Source organism: Streptomyces bluensis, from assembly GCF_014650715.1.
Classification (GTDB): Bacteria; Actinomycetota; Actinomycetes; order Streptomycetales; family Streptomycetaceae; genus Streptomyces; species Streptomyces bluensis.
On sequence record NZ_BMVM01000003.1, the window covers coordinates 571,982 to 590,179 of the forward strand.

At 70.2% G+C, this 18,198-nt stretch carries 19 protein-coding genes and 2 tRNA genes; 6 read left to right on the forward strand and 15 right to left on the reverse strand.

Translation table 11 applies throughout. The features are described 5' to 3' along the window. Positions 1-250: 250 nt before the first annotated feature. The 6 genes from IE262_RS12600 to IE262_RS12625 form a co-directional block, all read right to left on the reverse strand. Entirely contained in the window at positions 251-1,306 is a 1,056-nt protein-coding gene (locus IE262_RS12600) for a UDP-N-acetylmuramate dehydrogenase (RefSeq protein ID WP_189873524.1), read from the reverse strand. 147 nt (positions 1,307-1,453) lie between these two features. Next, positions 1,454-1,882 (reverse strand): MaoC family dehydratase, encoded by a 429-nt coding sequence (locus tag IE262_RS12605; RefSeq protein ID WP_134040787.1) that lies wholly within the window; start codon positions 1,880-1,882, stop codon positions 1,454-1,456. 4 nt (positions 1,883-1,886) lie between these two features. Next, positions 1,887-2,360, reverse strand: coding sequence for a MaoC family dehydratase N-terminal domain-containing protein (locus IE262_RS12610; RefSeq protein WP_134040786.1), 474 nt, complete (start codon positions 2,358-2,360; stop codon positions 1,887-1,889). A 147-nt stretch (positions 2,361-2,507) separates the two neighbouring features. Further along, positions 2,508-2,672, reverse strand: coding sequence for a 50S ribosomal protein L33 (gene rpmG, locus IE262_RS12615; protein ID WP_003948671.1), 165 nt, complete (start codon positions 2,670-2,672; stop codon positions 2,508-2,510). 88 nt (positions 2,673-2,760) lie between these two features. Next, a tRNA-Met gene (locus IE262_RS12620) sits at positions 2,761-2,833 on the reverse strand. Positions 2,834-2,881: 48 nt separating this feature from the next. Further along, positions 2,882-2,954, reverse strand: a tRNA-Thr gene (locus tag IE262_RS12625). A gap of 337 nt (positions 2,955-3,291) precedes the next feature. Between IE262_RS12625 and IE262_RS12630 the strand changes: the two genes are divergently transcribed. Together IE262_RS12630 and IE262_RS12635 are read left to right on the forward strand one after the other, a co-directional pair. Continuing rightward, positions 3,292-4,575, forward strand: coding sequence for an amidohydrolase family protein (locus tag IE262_RS12630; RefSeq protein WP_134040785.1), 1,284 nt, complete (start codon positions 3,292-3,294; stop codon positions 4,573-4,575). A gap of 116 nt (positions 4,576-4,691) precedes the next feature. Then, the gene (locus tag IE262_RS12635) at positions 4,692-5,348 is read left to right on the forward strand and encodes an SDR family oxidoreductase (protein ID WP_134040784.1); all 657 of its coding nucleotides are present in this window, start codon (positions 4,692-4,694) and stop codon (positions 5,346-5,348) included. Positions 5,349-5,524: 176 nt separating this feature from the next. Here the strand turns inward: IE262_RS12635 and IE262_RS39435 are convergent, their stop codons facing one another. Further along, positions 5,525-5,731 (reverse strand): hypothetical protein, encoded by a 207-nt coding sequence (locus tag IE262_RS39435; RefSeq protein WP_229877227.1) that lies wholly within the window; start codon positions 5,729-5,731, stop codon positions 5,525-5,527. Between the two features lie 362 nt (positions 5,732-6,093). On the opposite strand from IE262_RS39435, the gene IE262_RS12640 reads away from it, so the two are divergent. Next, positions 6,094-6,582: a YajQ family cyclic di-GMP-binding protein gene (locus IE262_RS12640; protein ID WP_134040783.1), complete on the forward strand. Its 489-nt coding sequence runs from the start codon at positions 6,094-6,096 to the stop codon at positions 6,580-6,582. Positions 6,583-6,762: 180 nt separating this feature from the next. On the opposite strand, the gene IE262_RS12645 is transcribed toward IE262_RS12640, so the two are convergent. After that, positions 6,763-7,029 (reverse strand): GlsB/YeaQ/YmgE family stress response membrane protein, encoded by a 267-nt coding sequence (locus IE262_RS12645; RefSeq protein WP_134040782.1) that lies wholly within the window; start codon positions 7,027-7,029, stop codon positions 6,763-6,765. A gap of 237 nt (positions 7,030-7,266) precedes the next feature. On the opposite strand from IE262_RS12645, the gene IE262_RS12650 reads away from it, so the two are divergent. Continuing rightward, positions 7,267-8,541, forward strand: a complete 1,275-nt coding sequence (locus tag IE262_RS12650; protein WP_134040781.1) for an APC family permease — start codon at positions 7,267-7,269, stop codon at positions 8,539-8,541. A gap of 78 nt (positions 8,542-8,619) precedes the next feature. Here IE262_RS12650 and IE262_RS12655 read toward each other — a convergent pair whose 3' ends face one another. Beyond that, on the reverse strand, positions 8,620-9,186 hold the full coding sequence (locus IE262_RS12655; RefSeq protein ID WP_134040780.1) for an SMI1/KNR4 family protein: 567 nt from the start codon (positions 9,184-9,186) through the stop codon (positions 8,620-8,622). Positions 9,187-9,518: 332 nt separating this feature from the next. On the opposite strand from IE262_RS12655, the gene IE262_RS12660 reads away from it, so the two are divergent. Both IE262_RS12660 and IE262_RS12665 read left to right on the forward strand, forming a co-directional pair. Then, positions 9,519-9,920: a YccF domain-containing protein gene (locus IE262_RS12660; protein ID WP_134040779.1), complete on the forward strand. Its 402-nt coding sequence runs from the start codon at positions 9,519-9,521 to the stop codon at positions 9,918-9,920. Between the two features lie 70 nt (positions 9,921-9,990). After that, positions 9,991-10,704 carry an alpha/beta fold hydrolase gene (locus IE262_RS12665; RefSeq protein WP_189873526.1) on the forward strand — a complete coding sequence of 238 codons (714 nt, stop codon included), beginning with the start codon at positions 9,991-9,993 and terminating at the stop codon, positions 10,702-10,704. A 60-nt stretch (positions 10,705-10,764) separates the two neighbouring features. Here IE262_RS12665 and htpX read toward each other — a convergent pair whose 3' ends face one another. The 6 genes from htpX to IE262_RS12695 all read right to left on the reverse strand — a co-directional run bounded on the left by htpX (position 10,765) and on the right by IE262_RS12695 (position 18,151). Beyond that, positions 10,765-11,628 (reverse strand): zinc metalloprotease HtpX, encoded by an 864-nt coding sequence (gene htpX / locus IE262_RS12670; protein WP_134040778.1) that lies wholly within the window; start codon positions 11,626-11,628, stop codon positions 10,765-10,767. 220 nt (positions 11,629-11,848) lie between these two features. Then, positions 11,849-13,372: an NADH-quinone oxidoreductase subunit N gene (locus tag IE262_RS12675; RefSeq protein WP_134040777.1), complete on the reverse strand. Its 1,524-nt coding sequence runs from the start codon at positions 13,370-13,372 to the stop codon at positions 11,849-11,851. Further along, a complete protein-coding gene (locus IE262_RS12680) occupies positions 13,369-14,967 on the reverse strand; it encodes an NADH-quinone oxidoreductase subunit M (protein ID WP_134040776.1) in 1,599 nt (532 codons plus the stop codon). The genes IE262_RS12675 and IE262_RS12680 overlap by 4 nt, the downstream gene beginning before the upstream one ends. Positions 14,968-14,973: 6 nt before the next feature. Next, positions 14,974-16,965, reverse strand: a complete 1,992-nt coding sequence (locus tag IE262_RS12685; protein WP_189873528.1) for an NADH-quinone oxidoreductase subunit 5 family protein — start codon at positions 16,963-16,965, stop codon at positions 14,974-14,976. Continuing rightward, positions 16,962-17,372 (reverse strand): NADH-quinone oxidoreductase subunit NuoK, encoded by a 411-nt coding sequence (nuoK, locus tag IE262_RS12690; RefSeq protein WP_189873530.1) that lies wholly within the window; start codon positions 17,370-17,372, stop codon positions 16,962-16,964. The genes IE262_RS12685 and nuoK overlap by 4 nt, the downstream gene beginning before the upstream one ends. After that, positions 17,372-18,151 (reverse strand): NADH-quinone oxidoreductase subunit J, encoded by a 780-nt coding sequence (locus IE262_RS12695; protein ID WP_189873604.1) that lies wholly within the window; start codon positions 18,149-18,151, stop codon positions 17,372-17,374. Before IE262_RS12695 ends, nuoK begins: the two co-directional genes overlap by 1 nt. Between the last annotated feature and the right edge of the window lie 47 nt (positions 18,152-18,198).

Here is an 18,198-nt window from a genome sequence, read left to right on the forward strand (position 1 = left end):
CCTGTCGTCAAACTCCCGTCGTCCGCCCGGAGGGCGGGCCCCGCGGCGTCTGGTGCGTGCGATCGCAAGGCGCCGGAAAGTCCTTGTAGCGGAGCTACCAGGGCTTTTCGGCAACGCGGCGTGGGGGTGCCCCCACGCCCTTAAGGCAGTGGGGGGAGTGCGTGCCAGGCGCCGCGGGGCAGGCGGGAGTTCGACGACAGGGCCTAGGGGAGGGGCCCTCCTACGAGCCGGCCGTTCGCGGGGCCCTCTCTCAGAGGCTGACGCCCACCGTCACCGGCTCGTTGACGAGGGTGATCCCGAAGGCGTCCCGGACGCCGGCGACGACCTCGCGGGCCAGGGCGAGCAGGTCCTCGGTGGTGGCACTGCCGCGGTTGGTGAGAGCCAGCGTGTGCTTGGTGGAGATACGGGCGGGGCCGGTGCCGTACCCCTTGGTGAAGCCCGCCTTGTCGATCAGCCAGGCCGCGGAGGTCTTGGTGTGGCCGTCGCCCGCGGGATAGGCCGGCGGGACGACGCCCTCGCCCAGACGCTCCCGTACGCGCGCGTGGAACGCGGCGAATTCCTCGTCCGTGAGGATCGGGTTGGTGAAGAACGACCCAGCCGACCAGGTGTCGTGGTCCTCGGGGTCGAGCACCATGCCCTTCCCCGAGCGCAGCTTCAGCACCGCCTCACGGGCGGCGGCGAGGGGCACACGGTCACCGGGTTCGACGCCGAGGACCCGGGCGGCCTCGGCGTACTTGATCGGCGCCGACAGCCCGTCCGCGTCCTCCAGTTCAAAGCGGACTCGCAGCACGACGTACCGCTCGGGATCGGCCTTGAAGCGGCTGTGCCGGTACGAGAAGGCGCAGTCGGCGTTCGGGAGGGTGACCGTCTCGTGGGTGACGCGGTCGTAGGCGACCACCTCGGTGATGGTGGAGGCGACCTCCTGGCCGTACGCGCCGACGTTCTGGATCGGCGTCGCGCCCGCCGAGCCGGGGATTCCGGCGAGGCACTCGATGCCCGCGAGTCCGGCCTCGACAGTGCGGGCGACGGCGTCGGTCCACACCTCGCCGGCGGAGAGCTCCAGCCGTGTGCCGTCGAGCGTGACGCCCTTGGTCGCGATGACGAGCGCGGTTCCCGCGAAGCCCTTGTCGCCGATGACCAGGTTGGACCCGCCACCGATGAGCAGCAGGGGCGTACCGGAGTCGTCGGCCTCGCGGACGGCGGCGATCACGTCGGCGTCGGTCGTCGCGGTGATCAGCCGGTCCGCGGGACCGCCGAGCCGGAAGGTGGTCAGCGGGGCGAGCGGGGCGTCGTGGAGTTCCTGCACGCGCACAAGGGTACGAGACGGTGCTGGGGCGCCCCCGCGCGCGTGGCGCACCACCGGGCGTCGCTTCAGCGTGCCTCCGTGCCTCCCAGGGAGTACGAGTAAGGGGTGCCCGCCATGGCGGGCACCCCTTACTCGTGGAGGCATGGTTCAGGCGAGCCGTACGACCGCGCGTGACATGCCGAGTACCTTCTGGCCGTCGCTTGTGACGGTCAGGTCGACGCGGACGGTGTCGTCGTCGAGCTTGGCCGCGACCTTGCCGCTGACTTCGATGGTCGCCCCCTCGTCGTCGTTCGGGACGACGACGGGCCGGGTGAAGCGCACCCCGTACTCCACGACCGCGCCCGGGTCGCCCACCCAGTCGGTGACCACACGGATCGCCTCGGCCATGGTGAACATGCCGTGCGCGATGACGTCCGGCAGCCCGACCTCCTTGGCGAACTTCTCGTTCCAGTGGATGGGGTTGAAGTCCCCGGAGGCGCCCGCGTACTGCACGAGCGTGGCACGAGTGACCGGGAAGGTCCGGGCCGGCAGTTCCGTGCCGACCTCGACGTCCGCGTAGTGGATCTGTGCCGTCATCGGCTCACGCCTGCCCTTCTGCCGCGTCCTCGTCGTCCACCGCGCGGGCGACGAGCTTGGTCCAGGCGGTCACCACGTGCTCGCCCGCCTCGTCGTGGACCTCACCCCGGATGTCCAGGAAGTCATTGCCGGCCATGGACTTGATCTTCTCGATGGTCGAGGTGACCGTGAGCCGGTCGCCCGCGCGCACAGGGCGCGTGTACACGAACTTCTGATCGCCGTGTACGACGCGGCTGTAGTCCAGACCCAGCTGCGGGTCCTGGATGACCTGTCCCGCGGCCTTGAAGGTGATCGCGAACACGAAGGTCGGCGGAGCGATCACGTCGGCGTGGCCGAGCGCCTTGGCGGCGTGCGGGTCGGTGTACGCCGGGTTGGTGTCCCCCACGGCCTCCGCGAACTCGCGGATCTTCTCCCGGCCGACCTCATAGGGATCGGTGGGCGGATAGGACCGCCCCACGAAGGACTGGTCGAGCGCCATGGGCTCGGCACCTCCTGATGTGTGCTGTGGTTGACCAGTGAACGACGGCTCTCTAGCGCCCCGCTTGAGACCGAGCGTTCGCCGCAGTGGCCGAAACGACGCGAGGCCGCCCCCCGTTACGGGGACGGCCTCGCGTACGAGCCTGTTTTATCGCGTTTCGCGGTGCGCCGTGTGGGCGTTGCAACGCGGGCAGTGCTTCTTCATCTCAAGACGGTCCGGGTTGTTACGCCGGTTCTTCTTGGTGATGTAGTTCCGCTCCTTGCACTCCACGCAGGCCAGCGTGATCTTCGGGCGGACGTCGGTGGCAGCCACGTGAGTGCTCCTTGACGAACGGATGGACTGAATTAACGCAAGAAGAGTAGCCGATCGAAGGACCGACCCCGCAATCGGCTACTGTCTGTAGCGGTGACCGGACTTGAACCGGTGACACAGCGATTATGAGCCGCTTGCTCTACCGACTGAGCTACACCGCTGAGATGCGATCGAGCCCCCGCTTCGCGGGCGGGAACCTCTCACACCAGAGCCCCAATACGGAATCGAACCGTAGACCTTCTCCTTACCATGGAGACGCTCTGCCGACTGAGCTATTGGGGCGAGCGATGAAGACATTACACGCCTCACCACCGATCGCCCAAATCCGTTTCGCGGCCCCCGGGGGCCCAGGGAGACCAGGCTGTGGGCCCCACCTGGGACTGTCGCGGAAGTCACCCCGCCTACGCACACGGACGGCACCGGCACGCGTACGGGCCGCACCGGAAACGGGTACGAGCCACACCGGGAACAAGCACTGACCGCACCGGAAACAAGCGCGGACCACACCAGTACGACTATTGCGCTCCTCCCTGAAGCCGACGGTCCGCCGTCCTAGGCTCGACTCACTCTGCGTGATCTTGCGTGAGGTCCTCGCGCAGCCGCCCACCCCAGGAGTGCGATGCCCGACAGTCAGCCGCAGCCCTCCCCTTCGTCGTCGAGTTCCTCATCGGGGCCCTCGTCGGGCCAGCCCGAGGGAACCGCCCTCCTGTTGTGCGGGGCGCGGCTCACCGACGGCCGGACGGTGGACGTACGGCTGAGTGGCGGGCGGATCGAGGCGGTGGGCACGGCGGGAAGCCTGGCGGACGGAGGCAACGGAGGCCCGGGCGCTCACGCCGCCCGCGTGGACCTCTGCGGCTATCTGCTGCTGCCGGCTCCGGCCGAGCCGCACGCCCACGGCGACACGGCACTGTCGGCCGACGTGGACGGGCCGGTCTCGTACGACACCGAGGACGTGCAGCGGCGGGCCACCGAGGCGGCCCTGCTTCAGCTCGGGTACGGGGCGACGGCACTGCGCTCGCATGTCCACGTCGGCGACGTACAGGGGCTGGGCGCGCTGGAGGCGGTGCTTCAGGCGGGGCGGTCGCTGCGCGGACTGGTCGAACTGACGACGGTGGCGATGCCGCGGCTGCTGACCGGGGTCGCCGGCGCCGACGGGCTCGCGATGCTGCGGGACGCGGTGAAAATGGGCGCCTCCGCGGTGGGCGGTCGTCCAGATCTGGACCCCGATCCCACGGGGTATGTGGAGGCGGTCCTGGAGATCGCCTCCGAGCACGGCTGCCCGGTCGATCTGCATGTCGACGGCTCAGATCCCGCGCGGCTCGGCCGGCTGGCGGCGATGGCGGGCGGCCTGCGGCCCGGCGTGACGCTCGGTCCGTGCGGCGGGCTCGGGCGTCTGCCGGCCGAGGCGGCAGCGCGTGCGGCGGACCAGCTCGCGGCGGCCGGGATCAGCGTGGTGTGCATCCCACAGGGCGGCTGCGGGGGCGCGGACGACCGGGGCACGGCTCCCGTACGGCTGCTGCGCGCGGCGGGCGTGCGGGTCGCGGCGGGCAGCGGGTCCCTGCGGGACCTGTCGAATCCCGTGGGGCGCGGCGATCCACTGGAGGCGGCGTATCTGCTGGCCTCGCGCCACGGTCTGCGGGCCGAGGACGCGTACGACACGGTGAGCACTTCGGCTCGGAAGGTCCTCGGGCTCGCCGAGGTACGGGTGGAGGCGGGTTTCCCCTCCGAACTCCTCGCCGTACGGGGCGACCGGCTCGCGGGGGCGCTCTCACTGGCGTACAGCCGGATCGTGGTGCACCGGGGGCGCGTGGTGGCACGGACGAGCGCGGTCCGCGAGTACTGCAACTCGGCGGCGGCCGCGGCGCTGGACCTGCCCAGGCAAGGCCGGGGCGCGCCGTCGTAGGGCTCTTGAGGACCGGCCGGGGTGGGAAGTCCCCTGCGCTGGAAGCCCTCCGGGGTGGCGGAGCCGATCGAGGAGACATGCGGCGGATGGGTCCGGTCGGGCGTACGGTCGGAGACATGCGCATTGTCATCGCTGGAGGTCATGGACAGATCGCGCTGCGGCTGGAGCGGCTGCTCGCCGGGCGCGGCGACGAGGTCGCGGGCATCATCCGCCGCCGCGAACAGGGCGACGACCTGCGGACGGTCGGTGCCGAGCCGGTGCTGTGCGATCTGGAGTCGGCCACGGTCGAAGAGGTGGCCGCGCATCTGCAGGGCGCGGACGCGGCCGTCTTCGCGGCGGGTGCGGGCCCGGGCAGCGGGGCGGCCCGCAAGGACACGGTGGACCGCGGCGCGGCGGTGCTGTTCGCGGAGGCCGCGGTACGCACGGGCGTGCGCCGCTACATCGTGGTGTCGTCGATGGGCGCCGACCCGAATCACCAGGGCGACGAGGTCTTCGACGCGTACCTGCGCGCCAAGGGCAAGGCCGACGAGTACGTCCGGAGCCAGAGCGCCCTGGACTGGACGATCCTGCGCCCCGGAGCACTGACGAACGACGCGGGGACCGGCCTCGTCCGCCTGGAGGCCTCCACCGGCCGCGGCTCCATCCCGCGCGACGACGTGGCCGCCGTGCTCGCGGAACTGGTGGACACGTCGGCCACAGCCGGCCTCACCCTGGAACTGATCAGCGGCTCGACGCCGGTGTCGGTGGCGGTGAAGTCGGTGGCGGGCAACTGAAGGGGCCGGTGCGGAAAGGCGACAGTGCGGAATGGGGACAGTGCTGAATGGAGACGGCATACGCGACCGGTGAACGACCCCGGAGCAACTCCGCGGCCCCGGACTCCTCCCCCTCTTCCTGCCTCCTTCTGCCCCCGAACCGGGCCGGTCCGGGCCGGACCAGGTGCCAGAAGGCGTCAGAACAGCGGCAGTTGGCCAGGGAACTCGGGAACCACATATCCGTCAAGGGTCGGCTGAGCCGCCCCCACCTCCGCGGACCTGCGTGACCCGGGACACGACACCAGCCCGCCGTCCGCCCCCGGCGGATCATGCCGCGCGAACCGCCCGGCGACCACGGCGATCTCGCGACGACACTCAGGGCACCTTCTGCGACGCGACGACATGCTCTCAGTGTCGGCCCCACGCTCAGGAAAACGAAACGAAAAGACCCCTTCCACGCTGCGTCTCCGCAGTTCGGAAGGGGTCTTCCCCAGTGTGGCGGCGCCAGGATTCGAACCTGGGAAGGCTGAGCCACACCGCCGGGGTTGTCGCCGTTCGGTCCGCCTTTCGGCGGCGCTCCTTGGCAACGACGTAAACGATACCTGATGCTCGGGGGTGCTTCGCCACCCGATTGATCTGCGCTCCGAGGGGACGAGGTGGCTAGGCTTATGCGGATGCGGCCCGGGGATCGACGCCGGGCTCGGCGATCGCCCCGCGTAGGCCGATTCGCATCCGTTTCGCCCTCTGATACAAGGAGCCACAGGACATGGCCGACTCCAGTTTCGACATCGTCTCGAAGGTCGAGCGGCAGGAGGTCGACAACGCCCTCAACCAGGCCGCCAAGGAGATCTCGCAGCGCTACGACTTCAAGGGCGTGGGTGCCTCGATCGCGTGGTCCGGCGACAAGATCCTGATGGAGGCGAACTCCGAGGACCGGGTGAAGGCGATCCTTGACGTCTTCCAGTCCAAGCTGATCAAGCGCGGGATCTCCCTGAAGGCGCTGGACGCGGGCGAGCCTCAGCTGTCCGGCAAGGAGTACAAGATCTTCGCGTCGATCGAGGAGGGCATCTCCCAGGAGAACGCCAAGAAGGTGGCGAAGATCATCCGCGACGAGGGTCCGAAGGGCGTGAAGGCCCAGGTGCAGGGTGACGAGTTGCGGGTCAGCTCCAAGAGCCGCGACGACCTGCAGGCCGTGATCGCCCTCCTGAAGGGCAAGGACTTCGACTTCGCGCTGCAGTTCGTGAACTACCGGTGATTCACCCGAAGCCGCTGGTGAGCAACTGGTTCCTGCCGAGCGGGTGTTGGTCGTTCGCGTTGCCGCAGAGCCGCTCCGTCGGGGCAGCTCGTCCGTGTCGGACACGATGAGGGCCGGTCCGGTGCCTGCTGACGCCGGACCGGCCCTCTCGCCTGCCGCTGCGGGCTCGGGTATGTCTGATCAGCGGCGCGAGTGGCCGAAGAGGATGCGGTAGGCGATCAGCAGCACGAGGGAGCCGCCGATGGCCGCGGCCCAGGTGGCGCCGTCGTAGAAGTTCTCGTTGATGGGGTGGTCCAGCCAACGGGCCGATATCCAGCCGCCGATGAACGCGCCCGCGATGCCGATGAGGGTCGTGCCGATGAAGCCGCCCGGGTCACGCCCCGGCAGCAGGAACTTGGCGATGGCTCCGGCCAACAGCCCCAGAATGATCCAGCTGATGATGCCCATGCCGTGAACCTGCCCTTCCGTTCTGTGTCTGCGCTGTTCTCCTGCTCCGACCAGGCTGTTTTCACACCTGCCGCACTGTGACTCGCGTTGGTCCGGACGTATGTGCGGGGTGCTGGTGGCGCTCGTCCGGTGTCGCGGTCTCTTCTTGTCTCGGTGTCACGGTCTCTTGGTGTGCTGTTGTGGTGGAGGACGTCCCGGCGGTGCCTGCCGGTTGCACTGGTCAGTAGGGTGCGGGCCATGACGCAGTCCGGTTCGAACACCAGCCTGCGGCGGACGCTCGGGGTCGGCGACGCCGTGGTCATCGGCCTGGGGTCGATGGTCGGGGCGGGCATCTTCGCTGCCTTGGGCCCGGCGGCTGCCGCGGCCGGGTCGGGGCTCCTCCTGGGTCTCGGGGTGGCCGCACTGGTCGCCTACTGCAACGCCATGTCGTCGGCACGGCTGGCGGCGGTCTACCCCGCGTCGGGCGGCACGTATGTGTACGGGCGCGAGCGGCTCGGGGACTTCTGGGGGTATCTGGCGGGCTGGTCGTTCGTCGTCGGCAAGACGGCCTCGTGCGCGGCTATGGCCCTCACCGTGGGCGCGTACGTCTGGCCGGGTCAGGCGCACGCCGTGGCCGTCGCCGCCGTGGTGGCGCTCACCGCGGTGAACTACGGCGGCGTCCACAAGTCCGCCTGGCTGACGCGGGTGATCGTGGCGGTGGTGCTGGCAGTCCTCGCTTCCGTGGTGGTCGTGTGTCTCGGGTCCGGGGAGTCCGATGCCGGACGGTTGGACATCGGGCTCTCGTCGGGCGCCGGTGGAGTGCTTCAGGCGGCCGGCCTGCTGTTCTTCGCGTTCGCCGGGTACGCCCGGATCGCGACCCTCGGCGAGGAGGTACGGGATCCGGCGCGCACCATCCCCCGCGCGATCCCGCTGGCGCTGGGCATCGCGCTCGTGGTGTACGCGGCGGTGGCTGTCGCCGCCCTCTCCGTGCTGGGGTCCGGCGGGCTCGGGGACGCCTCGGCACCGCTGGCCGACGCGGTCCGGGCCGCCGGCGTCCCGGGGCTCGTTCCCGTCGTGCGGGTCGGTGCCGCCGTCGCCGCGCTGGGGTCGCTGCTGGCGCTCATCCTGGGGGTCTCCCGGACGACGCTCGCCATGGCCCGCGACCGGCGTCTGCCCGGCGCCCTGGCCGCCGTGCACCCTCGCTTCCAGGTGCCGCACCGGGCGGAACTGGCCGTCGGCACGGTGGTCGCCGTGCTGGCCGCCACCACCGACGTACGGGGCGCGATCGGTTTCTCCTCCTTCGGTGTGCTCGCGTACTACGCCATCGCCAACGCGTCGGCCTGGACGCTGAGTCCGGCTCCGGTGGCGCGGGTCGTACCGGTGGTCGGGCTCGTCGGCTGCGTCACGCTGGCGTTCGCGCTGCCCGGGGTGTCGGTGGCTGTGGGTACGGCCGTCCTGGGCGTGGGGGCGGCCGCGTATGCCGTACGGCAGTGGTGGGGCTCTCGGGGGCGGGGCAGGGCTGCGGGGAGCTGACGGCCGAGGCGGCTCCGCAGCGGGCACGCACACGGTGTCCGCGCGGCCGTGCGGTGCCGTCGGGAGGACACCGCACGGTTACGACGCCTGGGCAGCCCCCGTGCGTATCCGGAACTCCGTCCAAGGGGCCAGGTCCATCCCGTCGTTGGACTCCTCGTACCAGCCCGTGCCGGCGAGCCAGGCGTGCAGCCACTCCGTGAGGGTGGGGGCGTCCACGTACCAGGCGCGGTCGGCCGCGTCGGCGTTCGGCTCGTAGAGCAGCACCGTGCCTTCCGGGGTGCGGCAGTCCACGCACGCGTACATTCCGCAGCCCCAGTGGGATATCGGCAGTACTTCCTCGGGCCAGGGCCACTCGGGGTCCTTACGGCCGCTCCTGCGGTTGGCGAGGTACTGCGTGACGGCGGCCGGCTCGCCGGCGGGCGGGCTGTCGAGCAGGGGCAACAGGCCGTACTCCGGGCCGAATCCCCCATCGCCTATGCGCAGGTAGAGCGCGGCGAGCAGCGGCGGCAGGGCGAAGCCCAGAGCGGACTCGGCGCGGGTGACGGTCGCCTCCTCCACGGGCGCGGGCAACGAAGGCCAGCCCCAAGGGCGGGTGGTGCGGGCCTTGTCCGCCACCCTGTCCAGCAACTGCTCGAACTCGGTCATGGGTTCATGATGCAGGTCGGCACCGACACTCGGGCAGGCTGTGGATAACAGGCTGTGGATAACTGCGCAGGCGCTCAGGCGAAGTGAACGTCCGGACCGCTCCAGGCGATGCAACGGGACGGGGAACCCGTGCAGTTGGCGATGTCCAGGACATGCCGGCGATCGTGACGCACAGACCCGTCACGGCACGGAACGCGGCGATGCCGAACGGAATCGTCTCCGAACGTTCCCGATCATGCGACAGGGTTGTTGCGGTTCCGCCTGAGCGTCTGACCAGCTGATACTTGTCTTAGCAGGTAGTGCCGTCGGAGTGACCTGGAAGGGTGTCGATCATGAAGCTGTTCAACCTGCTGTTGAACATTCTGTGGCTGATCTTCTGCGGGATCTGGATGGCCATCGGCTACACGCTCGCCGCGCTGGTGTGCTTCATCCTGATCGTCACCATCCCGTTCGGCATCGCGTCGCTGCGTATCGCGGGCTTCGTCCTGTGGCCGTTCGGCCGAACCACTGTGGAGCGGCCCGATGCCGGTGCGCCGTCGTTCATCGGCAACGTGATCTGGGTGGTCTTCGCGGGGTGGTGGCTGGCGCTCGGGCACCTGATCACGAGCATCCCGCTGTTCCTGTCGATCATCGGCATCCCGTTCGGGTGGGCCAATCTGAAGCTCATTCCGGTCTCGCTGATGCCGCTGGGACGTGAGGTGGTATCGACTGACCAGGCGTTCGGCGGACGCTGACGACACGGTCGGCTGGTGACGATCGGGACCGTGCCGTTGAGCTGAGGGCCTTTGCGCATAGCCTCCGGTCATGATTGATCATCACTTGGTCGAGGTGGGCGGAATCCGGCTGGCCTATCGGGTGTCGGGTCCGCCGGCTGCTCCGCCGGTCGTCCTGCTGCACGCGCTGGGCGAAGATGCCACAGACTGGGAGCCGGTGGTGCCCCTCCTTGCCCGCAGCCGACGCGTATACGCCCTCGACCTGCGCGGACACGGCCGAAGCGACTGGCCGGGGGACTACTCGCTCGAACTCATGCGGGCCGATGTGCTGCGGTTCCTGGACGCGCTGGGACTGGACCGCGTAGACCTGATCGGGCATTCCATGGGCGGGATCGTGGCCTACCTGCTCGCACAGGACCATCCGCAGCGGGTGACCCGACTCGTCCTGGAGGACGTGCCGGTCCCCCGTCCCCGTGAGCCCAACACCCCGACCAGGCCGGACGGCAACCTGACCTTCGACTGGGAGACGGTACCGGCCGTCAGACGGCAGATCGACCAGCCCGATCCCCGGTGGCTGGAGGGACTCAGCAGGATCACCGCCGAGACCCTCGTGGTGGCCGGCGGCCCCCGCAGCCATGTGTCCCAGGACGGCGTCGCCGAGCTGGCCCGCCGTATCCCAGGCGCACTCATGGTCACCATCCCGGTCGGGCACCTGGTCCACCACGCAGTGCCGGAGGCGTTCACCGAGGTGGTTGCGGAGTTCTTGCCGACGGAGGAAAGCGTCCGTCCTGCCCGCCAATCATGAGCGCGCGTACAGGCGGTGACGCGGCGCTCCTGCCTTCACCGACACGTTTCTGGGGGTGTCCTACTGGTGGCGGCCTGCCATCTGCTCCAGACGGGCGATGCGCTCCGCCATCGGTGGGTGTGTCGAGAACATCTTGGACAGCCCCTGGCCTGGGCGAAAGGGGTTCGCGATCATCATGTGGCTCGCGGTCTCGATACGCGGCTCCGGGGGCAGCGGAAGCTGCTTGGTGCCTGTTTCGAGCTTGCGCAGGGCGCTTGCGAGCGCCAAGGGGTCGCCGGTCAGCTGGGCGCCGGACGCGTCCGCCTCGTACTCCCGGGAGCGGCTGATGGCGAGTTGGATCAGGGACGCGGCGAGCGGGCCCAGGATCAGGATCAGCAGCATGCCGAGGATGCCCGGGCCGTCGTCGTCGTCGGAGCGGCCGATGGGGATCAGCCAGGCGAAGTTGACGAGGAACATGATCACCGAAGCGAGGGCGCCGGCCACCGAGGAGATCAGGATGTCGCGGTTGTAGACATGACTCAGCTCGTGCCCGATCACACCGCGCAACTCGCGCTCGTCCAGGAGGCGCAGGATGCCGTCGGTGCAGCACACCGCCGCATTGCGCGGGTTGCGCCCCGTCGCGAACGCGTTGGGCGCGTCCGTCGGGGAGATGTACAGGCGCGGCATGGGCTGGCGGGCCTGGGTGGAGAGTTCGCGAACCATTCGGTAGAGGGCGGGGGCCTCGAACTCGCTCACCGGGCGGGCGCGCATCGCGCGTAGAGCCAGCTTGTCGCTGTTCCAGTACGCGTACGCGTTCGTGCCGAGGGCGACGACGAGCGCCACGATGAGGCCCGTACGGCCGAAGAAGCTGCCGATGAGGATGATGAGTGCGGACAGCCCCCCGAGGAGTACGGCGGTCCTGAGCCCGTTGTGCCGGCGGTGCACGGTACGCCCTCCAGGTCGTGCGGCAGGGGAACCCTTGCTTGCGGATGCTGCTGACTCCACTTCTCAGTGGACCCTCCCGTTCTGGTCAACGCGAGGCGAGGAGCCCTGGTTCCCTGGTGCGGGCTGGGGCGCCTTCGACCGCACGGGTGAGGGGCGGTGCCAGGCTCACGCGCGCGTGGGGGTTGAGGGTGTCTCTGCGCGCGTGGACGGCGTACTGGAGTCAGAAGAGGCCGGCGTCGGAGAAGCGCAGGACCAGCTGGGGTGCTCCGGACAGAGCGATTCCCAGGACCCCGGTGAGAGCGATGGCGGCCGTCAGCGGGGCCGGTACGCGGTGCTTCTCGGGCTCCCTCTCGGGGGCACGGAACAACAGGGCCGTCCATTGGAGGTAGTAGAAGAGGGCGATCACGACGTTGACGGCCATGACCACGGCGAGCCAGCCGAGGCCCGCGTCGACGGCCGCGGAGAAGACGGTGACCTTGGCGAAGAGGCCGATGATCCCCGGCGGGAGACCGGCGAGGCAGAGCAGGAAGAAGCCGAGGAGCAGGGCGGTGACGGGGCTGGCCGCGTACAGGCCGCGGTAGTCGCTGACGCGGTTCAGTGGCTGCGTACGGGCCACGAGCGCGGCCACGGCGAAGGCGCCGAGGTTCACCGCCGCGTACATCAGGGCGTAGGCGACGGTGGAGCCGATCGCCTTCTGGGCGTCGTCGGAGTACGCGGCCGCGGCTATGGGTACCAGGAGGTAGCCCGCCTGGCCGACGGAGGACCACGCGAGGAGCCGGACCGCACTGTACGCGCGCGTGGACTGCTGCCGGAGGGCGCCGACGTTGCCGATGGTCATGGTGAGGGCGGCCAGCACGGCGAGGGCGGGGCCCCAGACGTCGGCGTACGACGGGAGGGCGACGACAGTGACGAGGATCAGCCCGGAGAAACCCACCGCCTTGCCGACGACCGACAGGTAGGCGGCCACGGGGAGCGGTGCTCCCACGTAGGTGTCGGGCACCCAGAAGTGGAACGGTACGGCGGCCGTCTTGAAGGCGAAGCCGATGAGGGTGAGGACGACCCCGGCCTGGGCGAGCGTGTGGAACTGACCGTCGACCTGACGGATGCTGTCGGCGATCTCGGTGAGGTAAAGGGTGCCCGTGGAGGCGTACACGAAGCTGATGCCCATCAGGCTCACGGCGGTCGCGGTGACCGACGACAGGAAGAACTTCAGGGCGGCTTCGGAGGACCGCTTGTCGCCGTGCCGGATGCCGACAAGGGCGAAGGCGGGCAGGGAGGCCACCTCCAGGGCGACGATGAGGGTCGCCAGGTCGCGCGATGCGGGCAGGAGAGCGGCGCCCGCGGCGGACGACAGCAGCAGGAACCAGAACTCCCCTTCGGGGAGTTCCCTCTTGGCGTCCTTCAGGGCCGTCATCGACAGCAGGGCGGCGAGGAGGGCACCGCCGAGGACGAGGAACTGGATGACGAGCGCGAACCGGTCGGCCGTGTAGCTGCAGACGTTCGCGTCGCCGGTCAGGCAGAAGGTCGAGCGGTCGCCGTCCAGGAGGGGCAGCAACGCCAGGGTGGACGCGGCGAGGCCGGTGACGGACACCCAGCCGAGCAGCACCTTCTTGCTGTCGTCCACGAAGAGGTCGGCGACGAGTACGAGGAGTCCGACGACCGCCGCGATGGTGGGCGGCGCGATCGCGACCCAGTCGACGGACTGGACCACGGACTGGGCCGCGGACTGGGCCAGGGAGCTCATCGGGTGCCTCCTGCGAGGAGCTGCTGCACGGCCGGGTCGGTCAGGCCGAGGAGTGCCGCGGGCCAGAGGCCGGCGAGGACGGTGAGCGCCACGAGCGGTGTCCAGGCGGCGAACTCGTAGGTCTGGACGTCGGTCAGTTTCGGGCTCTCCTGCGGTACGGCGCCCATGCAGACGCGGCGTACGACGACGAGCAGGTACGCGGCGGTGAGCAGGGTGCCGAACGCGGCGATCGCCATGAAGGTGAGGAAGGCGGGGCGGTTGAGGTCGTCGGCGGGCCTGAACGCGCCGAACAGCGCCAGCATCTCGCCCCAGAACCCGGCGAGGCCCGGCAGTCCGAGTGAGGCGACGGCTCCGAAGGCGAGCAGGCCGCCGAGGCGTGGCGCCTTGCCGTAGAGGGCGGCGCCGGTCTCCTGCGCGAGGGTGTCGAGGTCGGTGGTGCCCGTACGGTCCTTGAGCGCGCCGACCAGGAAGAAGAGCAGGCCGGTGATGAGGCCGTGGGCGATGTTCGCGAACAGCGCGCCGTTCACGCCGGTCGGGGTCATCGTCGCGATGCCGAGGAGTACGAAGCCCATGTGGCCGACGGAGGAGTAGGCGATGAGCCGCTTGAGGTCGCCCTTGGCCCCCCGCCTGGCGAGGGCGAGGCAGGCCAGCGAACCGTAGATGATGCCGACGACCGCGAACGCCGCGAGGTACGGCGCGAAGGTCGTGAGGCCCTCGGGCGTGACCGGCAGCAGAATCCGGACGAACCCGTACGTCCCCATCTTCAGCAACACGCCGGCCAGCAGGACCGAGCCGACGGTCGGCGCCGCGGTGTGGGCGTCCGGCAGCCAGCTGTGCAGCGGCCACATCGGCGTCTTGACCGCGAGCCCGATTCCGACCGCCAAAGCGGCGATGACCTGCACGGATGTGGTGAGTGACCGGCCGTTGTCAGTGGCGAGTGCCACCATGTCGAATGTGCCTGCCTTGATTCCGATCAGGAGCAGGCCCAGCAGCATGACGACGGAGCCGAGCAGTGTGTAAAGGATGAACTTCCAGGCGGCGCGGGTCCGTTGCTCACCGCCCCAGCGGGCGATGAGGAAGTACATCGGGATGAGCACCATCTCGAACGCGAGGAAGAAGAGCAGCAGGTCGAGGACGGCGAAGGTGGCGAGGGTGCCGGACTCCAGGAGGAGCAGGAGGGAGACGAAGGCCTTCGGGGACGGGCCCGCGGCCCCCGGCGCCAGCCGCTGATGTTGCTGCTTGAAGTAGGAGTACAGCGCGCAGAGGAAGGTCAGCAGCGCGGTCAGGACCAGAAGGGGGAGGGAGATGCCGTCGATGCCGAGGTGGATGCGCACGCCGAGTGCCGGGATCCAGCTGATGTCCGTGCTGGCCTGCATCTTCGACGGATGGTCGTGGTCGAAGCCGACCGCGAGGACGATCACGGCGATGAGGACCGCACCGGTCACGGTCACGCCATGGCGGAGCACCGCCTGCTCGGGTGACTTCCCCTTCAGTCCGGGCGGGGCGGGCAGGAGAGCGGCGACGGCGCCGAGAAGCGGGCCGACGACGACGAATGCCAGAAGGAACTGCATCACGGACTCGTTGATATCGATCACGCCTGCTCACGCTCCCGTGGCGACGAGGACGGCGGCGACCGCGAGGACGACGGTGCCGGCGAGCAGCGCGCTCACATAGGTCTGCACATTGCCGGTCTGGGCGCGCCGCACGGCCGCGCCGAGCAGGCGGGGCACGGCGCCGGCGCCGTGTACGTAGGTGTCGACGACCTCGCGGTCGAGGAACCGGACGAGGCTCGCTCCGGCCTGGACCGGCCGGACGAAGAGCGTCGTGTACACGGCGTCGAGGTGGAAGCCGACGGCCGCGTGCCGGTGCAGTGGGCCGAGCAGCAGGCGGCCCGGGTCCGCCGGGTCGGGTGCGGCGGCCACGTCTCCGTACGCGGGCGCATGGCTCGCGAGGGCCTCGGCCTCGACCTGGGCGGCGTCGCCCTCGGGGTGGGCGGCGACCGCACCCATGGGGACACGGGCCGCGAGCGCGGTGGTGTGCTTCCAGGCGCCGTAGGTCACCAGCCCGCCGACCAGGGCGAGGCCCGTGCCGAGCACGGACGTCGTGAGGGTCGGGGTCAGGTCGCGTCCGTCGAACCAGTCGGACAGGGCACCGGTGGCCAGGCCGAAGGCGAGGGACGGGACGGCGAGGAGCCACAGCACGGCGTTCATGGCCAGGGGCTGTTTGCCGTGGTCGGGGGCCTCGGCGCCCCGACCGTGGAAGGCGAGGAGCCACAGGCGCATGGCGTACGCGCCGGTGAGCAGGGCCGTGAGGAGGCCGGTGACGAGGACGATCCAGCCCGCGGCACCGGGGATGCCCTCGGCATGGCCGGTGGCGACGTGTTCGGCTGCGCCGAGGACGGCCTCCTTGGTGAAGAAGCCGCTGAAGGGCGGGATCGCGGCGAGGGCGAGGAGCGCCACGGTCATCGTCCAGTAGGCGTCGGGGACGCGGTCGCGCAGGCCCTTCATGCGGGATGTGGCGGCCAGCGAGTTGGTGCCGGCGGCGTGGATGATCACGCCGGCCGCGAGGAAGAGCAGCGCCTTGAAGGCGCCGTGGGACAGGAGGTGGAAGACGGCGGCACCGCGGTCGCCGACGGCGAGGGCGCCGGTCATGTAGCCGAGCTGGCCGATCGTCGAGTACGCGAGGACGCGCTTGATGTCGTCCTGGGCGAGCGCGGCGAGGCCGGAGCCGAGCATCGTGACCGCGGCCATGACGGCCATGACGAGCAGGGCCGCCGAAGAGGCGGCGAAGACCGGGAGGAGCCGGGCGATGAAGTAGACACCGGCGGCGACCATCGTCGCGGCGTGGATCAGCGCGGAGACGGGCGTGGGGCCCGCCATCGCGTCGGGAAGCCAGGTGTGGAGCGGGAACTGTGCCGACTTGCCCGCCACACCGGCCAGGAGCAGCAGGGCGATGAGCGTCGGGTGGTCGAGTCCGCCGCTCGCGACCGCGCCCAGGACGGTCGTGATGCGGAAGGACCCGGCGTCCACGGCGAGCGCGAAGATGCCGATGAGGAAGGGGACGTCGCCGAGCTTGGTGACCAGGAAGGCCTTGATGGAGGCGGCGCGGGCTTCCGGGGTCTCCCAGTAGTGGCCGACGAGGAAGTAGGAGCAGATGCCCATGATCTCCCAGCCGACCAGCAGCACCATCAGGTCGCCGGAGTAGACGACGAGCAGCATCGCGGAGGTGAACAGGGAGACGAGAGCGGCGTACGAGGGGTAGCGCGCGTCGTCGCGCAGGTAGCCCGTCGAGTAGATCTGCACGCAGGTCGCGACCAGGCCGACCAGGACGGCGACGAGGGCGGCGAACCCGTCGATGTGCAGGGCGAGTTCGATGGGTACCGAGCCGGTGGGCGTGAGTTCGGTGGCTGCGTCGATGCTCCGGCCGCCGCCCTGGCGTAGGGCGACCAGCACGGCGAGCACGAAGGCCGCGAGGGTCGGCAGGACGGCGAGGGGACGGACGAAGCCGGGCGCCGTGCGGCCCAGGAGCAGCCCGGCCGCGGCGCCGAGGAAAGGAAGGAGGGGGACGAGGACGGCGAGGGTGGTGGTGGTCACGCGGTGGCCTCAGCCTTCTGGGCCGCGAGGGCTTCACTGTCAAGGCCGTCGGTGCCGCGGCCGTCGCTGTCGGGGCCGTCGCTGTCGGGGCCCTCGGCGGTGTCGCGGAGCTTGTCGATGTCCGAGGTGCCGCGGTTGCGGTACACGGCGAGCACGATCGCCAGACCGATGCCGATCTCGGCGGCGGCGATGGCGATGGTGAACAGGGTCAGGGCCTGGCCGGAGTGCAGGGTCTCCTCGGCTGCCCTGCTGAGCCAGACGTCGAAGGCGACGAGGTTGAGGTTGACGGCGTTGAGCATCAGCTCGACCGACATGAGGACCAGGATCGCGTTGCGGCGGGCGAGGACGCCGTACAGGCCCGTGCAGAAGAGGAGGGCGGAGAGCACGGCGGGGTAGGTGAGGTGCATCAGAGGGCCCCTCCCTTGTCCGGATCTGCCGTGGCGCCGGCTGGTGTGCCGTTGTCTGCTGTGCCGCTGTCCGGCGTCTCGGTGGCCGGCATTTCGTTGGGCGCCGTCTCGGTGGCCGGCGTTTCGTTGGCCGGCGTCGTGTTGGCGGCCTTGGCGCTCCGGGCGGCCGAGACGCTGAGGCCGCTCGGGGTGCTCGCCGTGGCTGGGGTCGCCTTCGCCTTGCGGGAGAGGACGATCGCGCCGACGAGGGCGGCGAGGAGGAGGACGGAGAGGGCTTCGAACGGGAGGACCCAGTTCTGGAACAGGGCCTTGCCGGTGACCTCGGTGGAGCCGGCGGCGGCGCCGTCCAGGTCGATCCAGGTCGTGCGGAAGGCGTCGACGACGACCCAGACCAGGGCGGCGGCCGAGGCGATGGCCACGGTGAGGGCGGCCCAGCGGTTGCCGGAGTCGGCGTCCGGGGAACGGCCGATGGGGGCCCTGGTGAGCATCAGACCGAACAAGAGGAGGACCACGACGGAACCGACGTAGATGAGGACCTGAACCCAGGCGATGAACTCGGCCGTGAGCAGGAGGTACTCGACGGCGAGGCCGCCGAGCGCGACCACCAGCCACAGGGCGGCGTGCACCAGCTGCCGGGTGGTGACGGTGACGATCGCGGCGCCGAGGGTGACCAGGCCGACGAGGAGGAAGGCGATCTCGACACCGGTCGGGGAGAGGAAGCCGTGGGCGTCGGCGGCGGTGGTCGTGGCACCGGCAGCGGTGGTGGCGGTGTGCGCCACCGTGGCACCGGCCGCCGTGGTCGCGGTGTGCGCCACCGTGGCTGCGG

Excerpts from the sequence above, each read along its gene's own strand:
- IE262_RS12610 (WP_134040786.1), bottom strand. The coding sequence starts at position 2,360 with ATGGCGCTCGACCAGTCCTTCGTGGGGCGGTCCTATCCGCCCACCGAT.
- IE262_RS12665 (WP_189873526.1), top strand. The coding sequence starts at position 9,991 with ATGATTGATCATCACTTGGTCGAGGTGGGCGGAATCCGGCTGGCCTAT.
- nuoK (WP_189873530.1), bottom strand. The coding sequence starts at position 17,372 with ATGCACCTCACCTACCCCGCCGTGCTCTCCGCCCTCCTCTTCTGCACG.
- IE262_RS12640 (WP_134040783.1), top strand. The coding sequence starts at position 6,094 with ATGGCCGACTCCAGTTTCGACATCGTCTCGAAGGTCGAGCGGCAGGAG.
- IE262_RS39435 (WP_229877227.1), bottom strand. The coding sequence starts at position 5,731 with ATGTCGTCGCGTCGCAGAAGGTGCCCTGAGTGTCGTCGCGAGATCGCC.
- IE262_RS12655 (WP_134040780.1), bottom strand. The coding sequence starts at position 9,186 with ATGACCGAGTTCGAGCAGTTGCTGGACAGGGTGGCGGACAAGGCCCGC.
- IE262_RS12675 (WP_134040777.1), bottom strand. The coding sequence starts at position 13,372 with ATGAGCTCCCTGGCCCAGTCCGCGGCCCAGTCCGTGGTCCAGTCCGTC.
- IE262_RS12635 (WP_134040784.1), top strand. The coding sequence starts at position 4,692 with ATGCGCATTGTCATCGCTGGAGGTCATGGACAGATCGCGCTGCGGCTG.
- IE262_RS12630 (WP_134040785.1), top strand. The coding sequence starts at position 3,292 with ATGCCCGACAGTCAGCCGCAGCCCTCCCCTTCGTCGTCGAGTTCCTCA.
- IE262_RS12660 (WP_134040779.1), top strand. The coding sequence starts at position 9,519 with ATGAAGCTGTTCAACCTGCTGTTGAACATTCTGTGGCTGATCTTCTGC.
- IE262_RS12650 (WP_134040781.1), top strand. The coding sequence starts at position 7,267 with ATGACGCAGTCCGGTTCGAACACCAGCCTGCGGCGGACGCTCGGGGTC.
- IE262_RS12605 (WP_134040787.1), bottom strand. The coding sequence starts at position 1,882 with ATGACGGCACAGATCCACTACGCGGACGTCGAGGTCGGCACGGAACTG.
- IE262_RS12645 (WP_134040782.1), bottom strand. The coding sequence starts at position 7,029 with ATGGGCATCATCAGCTGGATCATTCTGGGGCTGTTGGCCGGAGCCATC.